The sequence below is a fragment of the Pseudomonas sp. TSRC2-2 genome, assembly GCF_049897785.1.
Taxonomy (GTDB): Bacteria; Pseudomonadota; Gammaproteobacteria; order Pseudomonadales; family Pseudomonadaceae; genus Aquipseudomonas.
Genome location: NZ_JAFCWZ010000007.1, coordinates 15,901 through 32,173, shown reverse-complemented (window position 1 = coordinate 32,173; position 16,273 = coordinate 15,901). Strand labels below are relative to the sequence as shown.

Below are 16,273 nucleotides of genomic sequence, written 5' to 3'. Positions count from 1 at the left end.
AAGGTCAATAATTTGGCATAAAGTTAATCGCGATAATTTATAGCCAGATTATTGACGGAAATACAGCGCCAATAAGTTATCCATTTATAGAAAGTACGTCCAGACTGAAGTGGCGCCGACGCCCGTCAGGTCCATGGAAGTCAACTGATGTGACACCCCGGAGAGTCTTCAATGAGCAGTGTTGTTGCCGTCGTCAAAAGCATTGTCGGTCAGGTTTTCGTGGTGTCCCCAGAGGGCGTGCGTCGCGTACTCGTTGAAGGCGATCGCCTGTATGTTGGCGATCAGATCGATACCGGTCTGTCCGGCGCCGTGTCGCTGGAATTGGCCGATGGCCGCACCCTTGACCTGGGTCGCGATACGCAGTGGAGCGCCAATGCGCCCGACTCCAGCACCGACCTGGCCGAAGCCACCGCGCGAGCTGCGCCATCGGTTGAAGAACTGCAGCAAGCCATCGCCGCCGGCGTCGACCCGACCACCGCGCTTGAATCCACCGCTGCAGGCCCGACTGCCGCAGGTACCGGCGGTGCTGCCGGCGGTGGTCACAGCTTCGTCATGCTCGACGCCACCGCTGGCCGCGTCGATCCGACCATTGGCTTCCCCACGGCGGGCATCAATTCTGCCGCGCAAGTTGCTCAGGACACCACCGGCGGCCTGACCACCGATACCACCACCAATGCGCTGCGTGATTCGACCCTGAGCCTCAGCGCCACGCCGACTATCACCGAAGCGGGCGGCGTGCTGGTGTACACCGCGACCCTGACCCAGGCGCCGCTGACTGACCTGACCATTACCCTGTCCAACGGCGCAGTGATCGTCATCCCGGCCGGCGCCACCACTGGCACCGTCAACGTGCCGCTGGCACCGAACGACACGGTCTATAACGACCCGACCCAAATCGACGTGACCGTCACCGGCACCACCGGCGGCAACGGCATCACCGTGACCCCGCCGAACATTCCGGCGACCACGCAAGTCACCGACACCGTCGATACCACTACCGTCACTCTGACGGCTGGCTCGAGCGTGACTGAAGGTGGCCAGATTACCTACACCGCGACGCTGACTAACCCGGCGCAAACGCCGGTGACCGTCACCCTGTCGAACGGTTCGACCATCACCATCGGCGCTGGCCAGACGACCGGTACCGTCAACGTGCCGGCAGCGGCCAACGACGTTTATAACAATGGCAGCACCGTCAGCACCACCATCACTGGCGCTACCGGCGGCAATTTCGAAAACCTGGTGCCGAACGCGACACCAGCCGTTACTACCATTACCGATTCGGTCGACAACACCGGCCTGACCCTGACCGCGACCAACAACATTGTCGAAGGCGGTCAGATCACTTACACCGCGACACTGACCAATCCGGCGCAGACGCCGGTGACCGTCACCCTGTCGAACGGTTCGACCATCACCATTGCAGCCGGCGAAACCGTTGGCACCGTCAATGTGCCGACAGCGGCCAATGACGTTTACAACAATGGCACTACAATCAGCACCACGATCACCGGCGCTACCGGCGGTAACTTTGAAAATCTGGTGCCGAACGCGACACCAGCAGTCACCACGATTACTGACTCGGTCGACAACACCGGCCTGACACTGACCGCGACCAACAACATCGTTGAAGGCGGTCAGATCACTTACACCGCGACCCTGACCAATCCGGCGCAGACGCCGGTGACCGTCACCCTGTCCAACGGCTCGACCATCACCATTGCAGCCGGCGAAACCGTTGGCACCGTCAATGTGCCGACAGCGGCAAATGACGTTTACAACAATGGCACTACAGTCAGCACCACGATCACCGGCGCTACCGGCGGTAACTTTGAAAATCTGGTGCCGAACGCGACACCAGCCGTTACCACCATTACCGATTCGGTCGACAACACCGGCCTGACCCTGACAGCGACCAACAACATCGTAGAAGGCGGTCAGATCACTTACACCGCGACACTGACCAATCCGGCGCAAACTCCGGTGACCGTCACCCTGTCGAACGGTTCGACCATCACCATCGGCGCTGGCCAGACGACCGGTACCGTCAATGTGCCGACAGCGGCCAATGACGTTTACAACAATGGCAGCACCGTCAGCACCACGATCACCGGCGCTACCGGCGGTAACTTTGAAAATCTGGTGCCGAACGCGACACCAGCAGTCACCACGATTACTGACTCGGTCGACAACACCGGCCTGACACTGACCGCGACCAACAACATCGTTGAAGGCGGTCAGATCACTTACACCGCAACACTGACCAATCCGGCGCAGACGCCGGTAACCGTCACCCTGTCGAACGGTTCGACCATCACCATTGCAGCCGGCGAAACCGTTGGCACCGTTAACGTGCCGACAGCGGCCAATGACGTGTACAACAATGGCAGCACCGTCAGCACCACGATCACCGGCGCTACCGGCGGCAACTTTGAGAACCTGGTGCCGAACGCGACACCAGCCGTTACCACCATTACCGATTCGGTCGACAACACCGGCCTGACCCTGACAGCGACCAACAACATCGTAGAAGGCGGTCAGATCACTTACACCGCGACACTGACCAATCCGGCGCAGACGCCGGTGACCGTCACCCTGTCGAACGGTTCGACCATCACCATTGCAGCCGGCGAAACCGTTGGCACCGTCAATGTGCCGACAGCGGCCAATGACGTTTACAACAATGGCAGCACGGTAAGCACAACGATCACTGGCGCTACCGGCGGTAACTTTGAAAATCTGGTGCCGAACGCGACACCAGCCGTTACCACCATTACCGACTCGGTCGACAATACCGGCCTGACCCTGACAGCGACCAACAACATCGTTGAAGGCGGTCAGATCACTTACACCGCAACACTGACCAATCCGGCACAAACCCCGGTGACCGTCACCCTGTCCAACGGTTCGACCATCACCATTGCAGCCGGCGAAACCGTCGGCACCGTTAACGTGCCGACAGCGGCCAATGACGTTTACAACAATGGCACTACAGTCAGCACCACGATCACGGGCGCTACCGGCGGCAACTTTGAAAATCTGGTGCCGAACGCGACACCAGCCGTTACCACCATTACCGATTCGGTCGACAACACCGGCCTGACCCTGACCGCGACCAACAACATCGTCGAAGGCGGCCAGATCACTTACACCGCGACGTTGACCAACCCGGCACAAACCCCGGTAACCGTCACGCTGTCCAACGGCTCGACCATCACCATTGCCGCTGGCGAGACCGTCGGCACCGTCAACGTGCCGACTGCGGCCAATGACGTCTACAACAATGGCAGCACCGTCAGCACCACGATCACCGGCGCTACCGGCGGCAATTTCGAAAACCTGGTGCCGAACGCGACACCAGCCGTCACCACCATTACCGATTCGGTCGACAACACCGGCCTGACCCTGACCGCGACCAACAACATTGTCGAAGGCGGTCAGATCACTTACACCGCAACACTGACCAATCCGGCGCAGACGCCGGTGACCGTCACCCTGTCCAACGGCTCGACCATCACCATTGCAGCCGGCGAAACCGTTGGCACCGTTAACGTGCCGACAGCGGCCAATGACGTTTACAACAATGGCAGCACGGTAAGCACAACGATTACTGGTGCTACCGGCGGCAATTTCGAAAACCTGGTGCCGAGCACCACGCCTGCGGTGACGACCATTACCGATTCGGTCGATGACACCGGCCTGAGTCTCAGCGCCAGCGGTTCCGTGGCCGAAGGTGGCCAGATCACCTACACCGCGACGCTGACCAACGCCGCTGGCTCGCCAGTGACCGTGACCTTGTCGAACGGCGCCGTAATCACCATCAAAGCAGGCGAAACCACCGGCACCGTGAACGTTCCAGCACCAGCCGACGACGTCTATAAAGACGCCGGTTCTGTGCAGGCAACGATCACCAGCGCTACCGGTGGCAACTTCGAGAACCTCGTTCCGAGCACCACCCCAGCGGTCACACAAGTCACCGACACCATCGACACTTCGACGGTCAAATTGACCGCCGACACCTCGGTCGCTGAAGGCGGCACCGTCACCTACACCGCCACTGTCGGCGCGCCCGTCACCGGCTCGCCTGTTGTCGTGACATTGGCCAACGGCCAGAACATCACCATCGCCGTCGGCCAGACCACCGGCTCCGTCATATATACCGCACCGAACGATGCCTTGGCCGGCAACGCGCCGATCACCAACTCGATCACTGGCGTGAGCGGTGGCAACTTCGAAGATCTGGTGGCGGATAAAACACCGGTTTCGACTGCAGTCACCGACGTTACCGACACTACAAATCTGTCGCTCAGCGCGACCGGCTCGGTGGCAGAAGGTGGCCAGATCACCTACACCGCGACGCTGACCAACGCCGCTGGCTCGCCAGTGACCGTGACCTTGTCGAACGGCGCCGTAATCACCATCAAAGCAGGCGAAACCACCGGCACCGTGAACGTTCCAGCACCAGCCGACGACGTCTATAAAGATGCCGGTTCCGTGCAGGCAACGATCACCAGCGCTACCGGTGGTAACTTCGAAAATCTGGTACCAAGCACTGCTCCGGCCGTCACTACGGTTACCGACACCATCGACACTTCGACGGTCAAATTGACCGCCGACACCTCGGTCGCTGAAGGCGGCACCGTGACCTACACAGCCACGGTTGGCGCGCCTGTTACTGGCTCGCCTGTTGTCGTGACCCTGGCCAACGGCCAGAACATCACCATCGCCGTCGGTCAGACCACCGGCAGCGTTACCACCCCCGTATCGAATGACGTCCAGATCGGTCATGCCCCGCTGACCAACTCGATCACCAACCTCAGCGGCGGCAACTACGAGAATCTGATCGCCGACAAGACTCCGGTCAGCACCACCGTGACCGACACCGTCGACACCACCAGCGTCGCGCTGACTGCCACCGGCAATGTCAACGAAGGCGGGCAAATCACCTACACCGCGACGCTGAGCAATCCGGCCGGTACGCCGGTAACCGTCAATCTGAGCAACGGCTCGGTCATCACTATTGAAGCAGGCAAGACCACCGGCACTGTGACCATTCCGGCACCTGCCGATGACGTTTACAAGGACGCTGGCAAAGTCGAAGTGACCATCAAGGACGCCACCGGTGGCAACTTCGAGAGTCTGGTGCCGAGCACTACGCCAGCGGTGACCAACGTCGCCGACACCGTCAACACCACCCATCTGACCCTTAGCGCAGAAAGCTATGTGCTCGAAGGCGCTTCGATCACTTACACCGCAACGCTGACCAACGCCGCGCAGACGCCGGTGACCGTCAACCTGAGCAATGGCCAGACCATCACCATCGAAGCCGGCAAGACCAGCGGTTCGGTAACCATCGACGCGCCGAGCGACGACGTCTACAAGGACGTCAGCAAGCTCACCGTGACCATGACCGACGCCAGCGGCGGCAACTTTGAAAGACTCGACGTCAGCAAGACCCCGGTCAGCACCACGGTCAACGACACCGTCGACACAACCGCACTGACCCTGACCGCCAGCGATACCGTCAGCGAAGGTGGCCAGATCACCTACACCGCGACCCTGAGCAACCCGGCCGGCACTGCGATGACCGTGACCCTGGCCAACGGCGCGGTGATCAACATCGCTGCCGGTGCTACCAGCGGCTCGGTAAATTTCCCGGCGCCCGCCAATACGCCGTACATCGATGGCAGCAACGTGCGGACGGCGATCGCCAGCCACAGCGGCGGCAACTTCGAGCGCGTCGAGGCCGATCGTTCGGCTGTGGTGACCAAAGTCACCGACGCCGTCGACACCACCAACATCAGCCTGAGCGCCACCGGTAGCGTTGCCGAGGGCGGCTCGATCGTCTACACCGCGACCCTGAGCAATCCGGCCGGCACCGCCATGAGCGTGACCCTGAGCAACGGCGCGGTGATCAACATTGCCAAGGGTGCGAGCACTGGCACTGCGACCATCGCCGCGCCCGCCGATGACGTGTACAAGGACGCCGGCAAGGTCGATGCGAGCATCACCAAAACCAGCGGCGGCAACTTTGAAAATCTGCTGGTCGACAAGACCCCGGCAGTCACCAACGTGACTGACACCATCGACAACAGCACCGTTTCGCTGACCGCCAGCGCCAGCGCGGTCGAAGGTGGCGTGGTCGTCTACACCGCGTCCGTGACTGCACCGGTCACCGGTTCACCGGTAGTAGTTACCCTGTCCAACGGCCAGACCATTACCATTCCGGTCGGCGCCAGCAGTGCCAGCGTCAACTTCACTGCGCCGAACGATGCACAGGCCGGCGGCAACACCCTGAGCGTGAAAATCGACGGCGCCAGTGGTGGCAATTACGAAAATCTCGTCGCCGATCAGACCCCGGCGGTGACCTCGGTGACTGACGTTGCCGACACCACTAGCCTGTCGTTGTCTGCGACCGGCTCGGTGGCCGAGGGCGGTTCGATTGTCTACACCGCGACCCTGAGCAACCCGGCCGGCACGCCAGTGACCGTGAATCTGAGCAACGGCGCGGTGATCACCATCGAGGCCGGCAAAACCACCGGCACCGTCACCGTTCCGGCACCTGCCGATGACGTCTACAAGGACGCCGGCAAAGTCGAAGTCACGATCAAGGACGCCACTGGCGGCAACTTTGAAAACCTGGTGCCAAGCACCACGCCAGCGGTTACCGATGTCACCGACACCGTCGACACCTCGACGGTCAAACTGACCGCCACCGAAACTGCGGCCGAAGGACCGCGACGCTGACCAACCCGGCCGGCACTCCAGTGACGGTAACGCTGAGCAATGGCGCAACGATCACCATCGAGGCCGGCAAAACCACCGGCACCGTGACCGTCGATGCTCCGAAAGACGACGTCTACAAAGACGCCGGCAGCGTTGAAGCGACCATCCAGAGTGCAACGGGCGGCAACTTCGAAAATCTGGTTACCAGCAAAGCGCCAGCGGTGACCACGGTCAACGACACCATCGACACTTCCACCGTATCGCTGAGCGCCACTGCGAACGTCGCCGAAGGCGAAACCGTGGTCTACACCGCGACCGTGGGCGCGCCAGTGACCGGCTCGCCGGTGATTGTCAGCCTGTCCAACGGCCAGACCATCACCATCGCCGTCGGTGAAACCACCGGCAGTGTCAACTATGTCGCGCCGAACAGCCCGCTGGCGGGCGGCAGCTCGTTGAGCGTGACCATCGATGGCGCCACGGGCGGCAATTACGAAAAACTGGTGGTCGACGGCAAGTCTGCCGATACCGTCGTATCGGACACCACCGACACCACCAACCTGAACCTGACCGCTAGCGATTCGGTAGCCGAAGGCGGCCAGATCACCTACACCGCGACGCTGACCAACCCGGCCGGCACACCGGTGACCGTGACCCTGTCGAACGGCGCCACGATCATCATCGACGCGGGTAAAACCACCGGCACCGTGACCGTCGACGCACCGAAAGACGACGTCTATAAAGATGCCGGCAAAGTCGAAGTGACCATCGAGAATGCGACCGGCGGCAACTTCGAGAATCTGGTACCAAGCGCGGTTCCAGCAGTGACCAGTGTCACCGACACCATCGACACTTCGACGGTCAAGCTGACCGCCGATACGTCGGTGGCTGAAGGCGGGACCGTGACTTACACCGCCACGGTTGGCGCTCCGGTCACCGGTTCGCCAGTGGTCGTGACCCTGGCCAACGGCCAGAACATCACCATCGCGGTCGGTCAAACCACCGGCACTGCAACCGCTGTGGCTCAGAACGATGCGCTGACAGGCAATGCGCCGATCACCAACTCGATCACTGGCGTAACCGGAGGCAACTTCGAAGATCTGGTGGCGGATAAAACACCGGTTTCGACTTCTGTAACCGACGTTTCTGACACTACAAATCTATCGCTGAGTGCGACCGGTTCCGTGGCCGAAGGTGATTCGATTGTTTACACCGCGACGCTGACCAACGCCGCTGGCTCGCCAGTGACCGTAACCCTGTCTAACGGCGCTGTGATCACCATCAAGGCTGGCGAAACCACCGGCACCGCAACCGTTCCGGCACCGTCCGATGACGTCTACAAAGACTCCGGTTCCGTGCAAGCCACGATCAAAACTGCGACCGGTGGCAACTTCGAGAACCTGGTGCCAAGCACGGCTCCAGCCGTGACGACTGTCACTGACACCGTCGATACGTCGACCGTCAAATTGACCGCCGACACTTCGGTCGCTGAAGGCGGGACTGTTACCTACACGGCCACGGTTGGCGCTCCGGTCACCGGTTCGCCAGTGGTCGTGACCCTGGCCAACGGCCAATCCATCACCATCGCGGTCGGTCAAACTACTGGCACTGCAACCGCTGTTGCTCAGAACGATGCGCTGACTGGCAATGCGCCGATCACCAACTCGATCACTGGCGTGAGCGGCGGCAATTTCGAAGATCTGGTGGCGGATAAAACACCGGTTTCGACTGCAGTCAGCGACGTTACCGACACAACAAATCTGTCGCTCAGCGCGACCGGCTCGGTGGCCGAAGGCGGCCAGATCACCTACACCGCGACTCTGAGCAACGCCGCCGGCACACCAGTGACCGTAACGCTGAGCAATGGCGCAACGATCACCATCGAGGCCGGCAAAACCACCGGCACCGTGACCGTCGATGCTCCGAAAGACGACGTCTACAAAGATGCTGGCTCCGTGCAAGCCACGATCACCAGCGCTACCGGTGGCAATTTCGAGAACCTGGTGCCAAGCACTGCTCCAGCCGTGACGACTGTCACTGACACCATCGATACGTCGACCGTCAAATTGACCGCCGATACTTCGGTCGCTGAAGGCGGGACTGTTACCTACACGGCCACCGTTGGCGCGCCTGTTACTGGCTCGCCTGTTGTCGTGACCCTGGCCAACGGCCAATCCATCACCATCGGCGTCGGTCAGACTACCGGCACTGCAACCGCTGTGGCTCAGAACGATGCGCTGACAGGCAATGCGCCGATCACCAACTCGATCACTGGCGTAACCGGAGGCAACTTCGAAGATCTGGTGGCGGACAAAACTCCAGTTTCGACTGCAGTCACCGACGTTACCGACACTACAAATCTGTCGCTCAGCGCGACCGGTTCCGTGGCCGAAGGTGGCCAGATCACTTACACCGCGACATTGACCAACGCCGCCGGCACACCAGTGACCGTAATGCTGAGCAATGGCGCAACGATCACCATCGAGGCCGGCAAAACCACCGGCACCACGACCGTTGCTGCACCGTCCGATGACGTCTACAAAGACTCCGGTTCCGTGCAAGCCACGATCAAAACTGCGACCGGTGGCAATTTCGAAAACCTGGTGCCGAGCACCGCGCCAGCAGTGACCAGCGTCACCGACACCATCGACACCACCACCGTAAAACTGAGCGCAACCGCCACAGCGGCCGAAGGCGGCAACGTCGTCTACACCGCAACCGTCGGCGCACCCGTCACCGGTTCGCCAGTTGTCGTGACGTTGGCCAACGGCCAGAACATCACCATCGCCGTCGGCCAGACCACCGGCACGGTAACTGCCGTCGCACCGAACGATGCGCTGACGGGTAACGCTCCGCTGACCAACTCGATTACTAACGTAACCGGCGGTAATTTCGAAAATCTCATCGCCGACAAGACCCCGGTCAGCACCACCGTGACCGATACCGTCGACACCACCAACCTGTCGCTCAGCGCGACCGGCTCGGTAGCCGAAGGTGGCCAGATCACCTACACCGCGACTCTGAGCAACGCCGCCGGCTCGCCAGTCACCGTGACCTTGTCGAACGGCGCTGTGATCACCATCAAGGCAGGCGAAACCAGCGGCGCCGTGAACGTTTCAGCGCCAGCAGACGACGTCTACAAAGACGCCGGCTCGGTCCAGGCAACGATCAAAACCGCGACCGGCGGTAACTTCGAAAATCTGGTACCGAGCACCACGCCCGCGGTGACCACTGTTACCGACACCGTCGACACCACCACCGTCAGCATCACTGGCAGCAGCTCGGTGACCGAAGGCCAGACCGCCAGCTACACCGTCAGCCTCAATCATCCGGCGCAGACCGAAGTGACGCTGAAAATCGTCTACAGCGGCACCGCTGCCGACGGTTCGGACTTCACCGGCGTGTACACCGTGAAGATCCCGGCGGGCGCCAGCAGCGCGCAATTCAATGTCGCCACCCTCGATGACAAAATCACCGAAGGCACCGAGAACTTCGTGGTCAAGATCGATTCGGCCACCGGCGGCAACTTCGAGAACCTCGCGGTCAGCGGCACCAATGGCAGCGTCAGCACCTCGATCATCGACAACGATGCGCCACCGGTGCTCGATCTGGACGCCAACAACTCCAGCGGTGCGACCGGTGCCGATTACAAAGTGACGTTCACCGAGAACACCCCGGGCGCCGGCGTGTCGATCGCTGACACCGACCTCAGCATCACCGACCCGGACAGCACGATGCTGGCCGGTGCCACCGTGGTGCTGACCAACCGTCAGGACGGCGATGCGCTGAATCTGGGCAACAGCGTCAACGGCATCATCATCAATGCCAACAGCACCAACGGCACGGTGACCCTGACGCTCTCGGGTAACGCGACCCTGGCCGACTACATGCAGGCCATCAAGAACATCAGCTTCACCAACAGCAGCGAAAACCCGAGCACCGTGCCGCGCGTCATCACCGTGACCGTGACCGATGGCGGCAACTACTCGAACACCGCGACGACCACGGTCAACGTGGTGGCGGTCAACGATGCACCGGTCGCTGCGCCGAGCAATGTCACCGGCACCGAAGACACGCCGCTGGTACTCGGCTGGTCGACCTTCGGTGTCAGCGATGTCGACAGCCCGGCGAGCAGCCTGGGTATCAAGATCACTCAACTGCCGGGCGAGGGCAAACTGCAGTATCTGGATGGCTCGACCTGGAAGGATGTTGCCAACAACCAGACCTTCAGCAAGGTCGACATCGACGCCGGCAAGCTGCGTTTCCTGCCGGATGCCAACGAGTCGGGGGCCGACGGTTATGGCGGCACCGGTCTGGGCAACAATCAGTCGGATTACGCACAGATCAGCTTCCAGCCTACCGATGGCCAGGTGCTGGGCAGCACCGGCACGGTGAAGATCGACATCACGCCAGTGGCGGATGCGCCGACCGTGGCCGTGGCCGACAACAGCGTTAAATCCACTGGCCTGATCAAGGAAGTCTGGACCGGTCTGTCGGGCCTGGGCACTGACGGCAGCGGCGCCAACTCGACCACCCTGAAAACCGTCATCGACGCGGCCGGCAAACCGAACTCCAGCACTGGCGTCACCAACGTGCAGTCTGACGGCAGCGTGGCCGCCGGTACGGCGTCCAAGACCTCTGGCCTGATCTATCTGGAAGCCGGCAAGACCTACAGCTTCAGCGGCATCGCCGATGACAGCCTGCTGATCACCATCGGCGGCAAGAGCGTGGCTTCCGGGACCTGGGGCGCGGGCGGTGCGATCAACGGTTCGTTCACCCCGACCACCAGCGGTTACTACACCCTCGACATCTACCACCACAACCAGAGCGGCCCGGGCAGCTATGACGTCAATCTGTCGGTCAATGGCAGCACGCCGATCGACCTGAGCAACGCCGGCGTGCCGATCTACACCGGTGTGCAGGATCTGATCAACTCGGGCGTCACCGTCTCCGATCTGCACGGCGCCAATGGCGAAGGCTATTACGACGGCTACAAGCTCAACACCGGCGCCGAGGGCACCACGGTGAAACTCTCGGCGATCAGCACCGCGCTGACCGACACCGACGGCTCGGAAACCCTGAGCGTGAAGATCAGCGGCGCACCGGTCGGTTCGGTGCTCAGCGATGGCGCGGGTCATACCTTCACCGTTAGCGCGAGCAATGGCGAAGCCAATGTCACCGGCTGGAACCTCGGTTCTCTGACCGTGACCCCGCCGACCTACTACAACGGCCAGTTCAATCTCACCGTAACCTCGACGTCCACCGAGCAGGTCGGCGGCTCGGCGAGCAGCACCGCGACCATTCCGGTCACGGTAGTGCCTGCGGTGTACAACGCGGTCACCGCCACCTCGGGTGACGACAACGTCACCGGCACCGACGCCAACGACATCATCGTCGCTGATATCGGCGGCCTGACCGTGGTGCCGGGCACCAACTACAACATCGCCTTCATGGTCGACAGCTCGGGCAGCATGAGCACTTCCTCGCTGAACGCTGCGAAAGACTCGCTGACCTCGGTGTTCAACAGCCTCAAGCAAAGCCTGGGCGGCAGCAACTCGGGCACGGTGAACATCTTCCTGGTGGACTTCGACACCCAGGTCAATAAATCGGTGTCGGTGAATCTCAACGACCCGAACGCGCTCACGTTGCTCAAAGCCGTACTCAATTCGATGGGCTCCGGCGGCGGTACCAACTACGAAGACGTGTTCAAAACCACCGCCAACTGGTTCCAGAGTGCCGACGCCGTGGCCAACACCGGGGCGAAGAACCTCACGTACTTCATCACCGACGGCCAGCCGACTTACTACCAGAGCGGCGAGCAGACCAACCCGACGCTGTATGGCAACGTGAAACTCGACAGCGTGGTGAACACCAGCAACTACAAGCAGGGCGACGCGTTCAGCACCTATATCGACAACACGCATTACCTGACCATCAATAGCGCCGGTAGCGTTGTGTTGCAAACCTACAGTTCGTGGTGGGGCTGGAGCAGCGAGACCCTGGGCACAATCCATGCGCAGGGCGACGGCACTTATGAGTTGTCGAGCCTGGCGGGTACCGGCAACAGCACCAACTCGTACACGACCAGTAACTCGACCAGTGGCTTTGCCTTGCTGAGCGGTCTGTCGAATGTCGAAGCCATCGGCCTGAACAGTGGCGTCAGTCTCAACGACCTCAAGCCGTACGATTCGGACAAAACGCCGCAAACCAATATCGATCCGAAAGACCTGGCCAACTCGATCATCGGTCACACCGAAGCCACGATGCCGGGTAACGACACCGTCAACGGTGGCGACGGCAATGACATCCTGTTCGGCGATCTGGTCAGCTTCAACGGCATTGCCGGCGAGGGTTACCAGGCGATGCAGGCGTTCGTCGCCAAGGAAACCGGCGTCGACGTCAGCAAAGTCAGCACCAGCAACGTGCACCAGTACATCACCGAGCACTATCAGACGTTCGATGTGTCCGGCGCGCACGATTGCAACGACACGCTGCTCGGTGGCGCAGGCAATGACATCCTGTTCGGCTCGGGCGGTATTGACCTGCTCGACGGCGGCAAGGGCAATGACATCCTGCTCGGCGGCACCGGCAACGACACGCTGATCGGCGGTCAGGGCAACGACATCCTCATCGGTGGTTCAGGTGGCGACACCTTCGTCTGGAAATCGGGCGATACCGGTAACGATGTGATCAAGGACTTCAAAGCCAGCGAAGGCGACCGCATCGACCTGCGCGACCTGTTGCAGGGCGAGACCGGCAGCACGATCGACAACTTCCTGAAGATCACCACAGTCGATGGCACGTCGTCGCTGCAAGTCAGCTCGGCGGGTAAATTCAACTCAGGCGATGCCGCCGCGGCAACGCCGGACGTGACGATCAAACTGGAAGGCAACAACTGGGCGAGCGCCAATCTGCACAACCTGATTGCCGGCAGCGATCCGACTATCAAGGTCGACCACAACAATAGCTGAGGCTGAAACCAAAACGGCCGCCTCCGATGAGGCGGCCGTCGCGTTTGCGGGTAATGCAGCGGTGACGATTTCATCGTCGAGCCGCATACTGGCGCGCAGTTGGCTATGCTGCTGACAGCATGACGCTGTTCATTTGTGAGGGATGCTCAATGTTTTACGTGCAACGCGATGCGCAGGGCCAGTTGATTCGCGTGGAAGCTGCGGCGTACGCCGAGGCTACGGAAACGCTGCCCGCCGACCACCATGAAATTCAGGCGTGGTACGCCAACGAAGCCGTGGAAAACAGCCTCAAACAGCTCAAGCAGAGCGACTTTGAAATGATTCGGGTACTCGACGACCTGATTCAGGTGCTGACCCAGAAAGGCGTGATCCGCGTCACCGACCTGCCGGCGGCGGCCCAGGCCAAACTGATGGACCGAACCCAGGCGCGGGAAGCGCTGGGCGGGTTGAGCCAGTTGATCGATGAGGATGAGGGTGGGTTGATCTGATTCGCTGCAGTGATCGTTCCCACGCTCCGCGTGGAAATGCATCAAGGGACGCTATGCGTTCCAGCCACACCGCTCAAACATCGTTGTGACGCAGAGCGTCACGGGATGCGTTCCCACGCAGAGCGTGGGAACGATCAGGTCAGGCCCAGGGCTTCGGCTCACCGAGCAATTGTCCCTGCACGCCATACAAGCCCATCTCGCGAATCACCGACAACTCCCCTTCAGTCTCGACCCGTTCGGCAATCAGCGGCAGATCGATGCTGTGCGCTGCGCGCTGGATCGCTTCGATGAACAGGCGCTTGTCGCTTTCCTGATCGATCGCGCGGATGTAGCTGCCGTCGATCTTCAAGTACGCCAGACCCAACCGCGCCAGGTTGCCGATCATGCTGAAGCGCCCGCCGAAGCGCTGCAGGCTCAGCGAGAAGCCAAGCTCGCGCAGGCGCCGGGTCAACTGCTCCAGCACCGCCTGTTCAGGCAATTGCTCCTCGCCGATTTCCAGGGTCAGACGCGCGCCGAGATTGGAATGCGCGCGCAGAATCTCGAAGACTTTGTTCAGCGCCTGCGGGTCAGCCAGCGTCGCCGAGGACAGGTTCAGCGCCAGCGAATCCTCGTGCTCCTTCATTTGCTCAAGCACGCGTTCGAGCATCAGCCGATCGAGCCGCGCGGTCCAGCCGAAGCGCTCCAGCCACGGCAGAAAGCGCCCGGCGGGAATGGTCTGGCCCTGCTCGTCGAGCAAGCGCGACAGCACCTTGTAATGCAACACCAGCTGCGTGTCTTGCGCAGCGACTACCGGCTGGAAATACAACTCGAAACGCTGCTGACTCAAGGCCTGGTCCAGCAATCGATGCCAGGCGTGGTGATCGTCGCCGACCTCCGCCACCAGACTCTGATCGATGCACGCCCAGTTTTGCTCGCCCTGCCCTTCAGCCTGCGCCAAAGCCTGATCGCCCAACGTCAACACCGCTTGCGGCGAGTCACCGTGCGCAAACGGCGCCAGCCCGATACACGCCACCGCCGGCACATCGGTCGCGCCAGTGGCATGCAGGCTGCTCAACGCATTGTCGAGATTTTGCGCCAACTGCAACGCTTCTTCACGCACCAGCCCGGGTGCGAGTACGGCGAATTCACCGCCGCGAATACGCGTGACCAGGTCCTGGGTTTGTGGATATCGGGCGCATTCGCGGGTCAGTTGCTCACCGACGGCCTTGAGCAACTGGTCGGTACGCTGGCCGCCGAGACGCTGGTTGAGGCCGGCCAGATCCTTGACCCGCAACAGCAACAGATAACCGGAACTGGCCTGCTCCGGATTGCTCACCCGGTCGTTCAGTTGCATCTCGAAATAGCGGCGGTTGGCCAGGCCGGTGAGGTTGTCCTGATAGGACTCGGTGCGCAGTTTTTCGCTGCGTTCGGCCTGCTCCTGGAACAGCGTCTTGAGCTTCTCGACCATCTGATTCATCGCCTGCACCACGCGACGCAACTCAGGTGTGCGCGGCAGATCCGGCAGGCTGAGAAACTCGCGGCGGGCGATGGCGTGGGACTGCTGGACCATGTAATCGAGAGGCTTCAACTGCCGACGCAGCAACAGCGCGCCGAGCACCGCGCTCAATGCGCCGCAGATCAGCAACCAGCCAAGGCTGCCCAGCGCGCTCTGCCACAGCTTGGCCACGGCGAACATCGGGTGGCTGACCACTTCGACCCGCGCGGCCTGTTCCCAGCCTCGGCTGACCAGCGCATCACCACCGGCCGGCTCGAGGCCGATCAGTTTGACGAACCAGTCGGGCACGTTGCTCACCGCCGGGGTGCCGGTACGCTCGACGATGGTTTGATCGGTCTTCACGTCGACCACGCGGATGCTTGCGTAATAACCGCTGTCGAAAATCGAACTGACCAGCAGCTCGACCATCGCCGGGTCGTCGATACTCGGCGTCAGCGACAAGGCCAGCGCGGTGGCGGCGTCCTGCGCGTGGGAACGCAACTGGTTGACGTACTGGGTGCGCGAGCTCTCCAGGCTGACCATGAAGCTGCCGGTGAAGGCCACGACCAGGAACAGACAGATAGCGATCAACAGCTGTTTGAACAAAGACATCTGAG

Annotated in this window: 2 protein-coding genes and 1 pseudogene; 2 read left to right on the top strand and 1 reads right to left on the bottom strand. The window is 61.4% G+C overall.

Annotation, left to right across the window (positions count from 1 at the left end; all coding sequences use genetic code 11):
- The first annotated feature begins 171 nt into the window (after positions 1-171).
- Both ACP7D9_RS15325 and ACP7D9_RS15320 read left to right on the top strand, forming a co-directional pair.
- Positions 172-13,694, top strand: a pseudogene (locus ACP7D9_RS15325) (retention module-containing protein).
- Between the two features lie 149 nt (positions 13,695-13,843).
- Positions 13,844-14,182: a tryptophan synthase subunit beta gene (locus ACP7D9_RS15320; RefSeq protein WP_101158976.1), complete on the top strand. Its 339-nt coding sequence runs from the start codon at positions 13,844-13,846 to the stop codon at positions 14,180-14,182.
- Positions 14,183-14,321: 139 nt separating this feature from the next.
- Here ACP7D9_RS15320 and lapD read toward each other — a convergent pair whose 3' ends face one another.
- Entirely contained in the window at positions 14,322-16,268 is a 1,947-nt protein-coding gene (gene lapD, locus ACP7D9_RS15315; protein WP_426158366.1) for a cyclic di-GMP receptor LapD, read from the bottom strand.
- Positions 16,269-16,273 lie beyond the last annotated feature (5 nt).

Bases quoted from the DNA above. Each gene is read 5' to 3' on its own strand.
- lapD (WP_426158366.1), bottom strand. From the start codon at position 16,268: ATGTCTTTGTTCAAACAGCTGTTGATCGCTATCTGTCTGTTCCTGGTC.
- ACP7D9_RS15320 (WP_101158976.1), top strand. From the start codon at position 13,844: ATGTTTTACGTGCAACGCGATGCGCAGGGCCAGTTGATTCGCGTGGAA.